The sequence below is a fragment of the Micromonospora sp. NPDC004336 genome (assembly GCF_053602615.1).
The window spans coordinates 1-1,663 of sequence record NZ_JBSGDY010000359.1 but is presented as its reverse complement, the minus strand read 5'-3'; the positions used below and the strand labels follow the sequence as shown (position 1 = coordinate 1,663).

The window sequence follows — 1,663 nt, the reverse complement described above, 5'->3', positions numbered from 1 at the left end:
CGCCCACGTCACCCACTTCAACCACCTCTTCTGGGACACCGGCACCACCCGCACCACCGTCGTCGACCACGGCATCGTCCCGCCCCGGGTCGAGTACACCGGCGAGCTGGAGCGGCTCGCCGTGGTCATCAACGAGCCCGTACGCCGCTGGCGCGTCACCGGCACCGACCTGCTGCCCCGCTTCGCCGAGATCGCCCCGCTGGACGTCTTCGGGATGAAGGTGGCCGGGCTCGCCGACCACCTGGGCCTGCCGGCCGACCGGGTGGCCAGCCACGACGACGTCCCCCAGCACCTGATGCACGCCGAGCTGGGGCGGCGGCGGGCGTACCTGCACCTGTGCCGGTGGACGTCGCTGGGGCTGAGCCTGATCGAGGCGATGGCGATGGGCATGCCGGTGATCGCGCTGGCCGCCACCGAGGCGGTGATGGCGGTGCCGCCCGGCGGCGGAGCGCTGTCCACCCGGATCGACACCCTGCTGGACGCCGCCCGCCGGTTCGTGGCGGACCCGGCGGAGGCGCGCCGGGCGGGGGCCGAGGCCCGCGCCTTCGCCCGGGACCGCTACGGCCTCGACCGTTTCCTCGCCGACTGGGACCGGCTGCTGGAGGAGGAAGTATGCGCATCGCGATGATCTCGGAGCACGCCAGCCCGCTCGCCATCCTGGGCGGCGAGGACGCCGGCGGTCAGAACACGCATGTCGCCGAGCTCTCCGCCGCGCTCGCGGCCGCCGGGCACGACGTGCGGGTCTACACGCGCCGCGACGCGGTGGACCTGCCGGTGACCGTACGCAGCCCGGACGGCTACGACGTGGTGCACGTCCCGGCGGGGCCGGCCGAGCCGGTCGCCAAGGACGCGCTGCTGCCGCACATGAGGGAGTTCAGCCGCTGGCTGGTCGACCGGTGGCGGGGCGGCGACTGGGCGCCCGAGGTGATCCACGCGCACTTCTGGATGAGCGGGCTCGCCGCGCTGGCCGCCGGCCGGCAGACCGGGGTGCCGGTGGTGCAGACGTACCACGCCCTCGGCGTGGTGAAGCGGCGGCACCAGGGGGTGCAGGACACCAGCCCGGCCCGCCGCATCGGTTACGAGCGGGAGCTGGGCCGGTCGGTGGACCGGGTCGTCGCGCAGTGCCAGGACGAGGTCGGCGAGCTGGTCCGGATGGGCGTGCCCCGGTCCCGGATGACCGTCGTCCCGTCCGGGGTCAACCTGGGCACGTTCGCCCCGCTCGGGCCGACCGCCGAGAAGGAGGACGGCCCGCCACGGATCCTCACGGTGGGCCGGCTGGTCGAGCGGAAGGGCTTCCAGACGGTGGTCCGGGCGATGGCGTACGTGCCGGAGGCCGAGTGCGTGGTCGTCGGTGGTCCGCCCGCCGGCCTGCTGGAGACCGACCCGTACGCCCGCCGGCTGCGTGCCCTCGCGGTCACCTGCGGGGTGGCCGACCGGGTGAAGCTGGTCGGCGCGGTGCCCCGGGAGGAGATGGGCCGCTGGTACCGCTCGGCGGACATCCTGGTGGCCGCCCCCTGGTACGAGCCGTTCGGGCTCACCCCGCTGGAGGCGATGGCGTGCGGCGTGCCCGTGGTCGGCACCGCCGTGGGCGGGATCAAGGACACCGTGGTCGACGGCGTCACCGGTGACCTGGTCCCGGCCCGGGACCCGCGGGCGCTGGGCG

Annotated in this window: 2 protein-coding genes; both read left to right on the top strand. The window is 75.2% G+C overall.

Annotated elements, in window-relative coordinates; translation table 11 throughout:
• Positions 1 to 628 (top strand): glycosyltransferase (locus ACWENR_RS30720; RefSeq protein ID WP_452280431.1); only part of this gene is annotated, 628 nt, incomplete at its 5' end.
• The coding region (locus tag ACWENR_RS30715) for a glycosyltransferase (protein WP_452280430.1) at positions 613 to 1,663 on the top strand (1,051 nt) is incomplete at its 3' end. The genes ACWENR_RS30720 and ACWENR_RS30715, both read left to right, overlap by 16 nt.